Annotated in this window: 1 protein-coding gene; it reads right to left on the bottom strand. The window is 46.7% G+C overall.

The window, feature by feature from the left end:
• On the bottom strand, positions 1–304 hold a 304-nt coding region (locus ACYP5M_RS26555), incomplete at both ends, for an SH3 domain-containing protein (RefSeq protein WP_459735736.1).

Below are 304 nucleotides of genomic sequence, written 5' to 3'. Positions count from 1 at the left end.
GCCCAGCCATTGGATTCCGAATATACCGTCACTTTCGTTCCTTTTGAAAGTATTGCGACTATGCTTGCGGTAGCTTTCCCACTTTTTCGCATATTGAGTGAACCCGTGCTCACATTCACATATTTCGTCGTCGTTTTAGCAGGTGTGGCTGCCGTTGATCCCGATCCTGGCTTTGTAGCAGACAGATACTTGGTGCTGACATATCCGTCCTTTCCATTGGCTTTGATTTTCGCCCAGCCATTGGATTCCGAATATACCGTCACTTTCGTTCCTTTTGAAAGTATTGCGACTATGCTTGCGGTAG

It is taken from the genome of Peribacillus sp. N1 (assembly GCF_054600815.1).
Note: the sequence above shows the minus strand (reverse complement) of the source record. Positions and strands in the feature narration are given on the sequence as shown.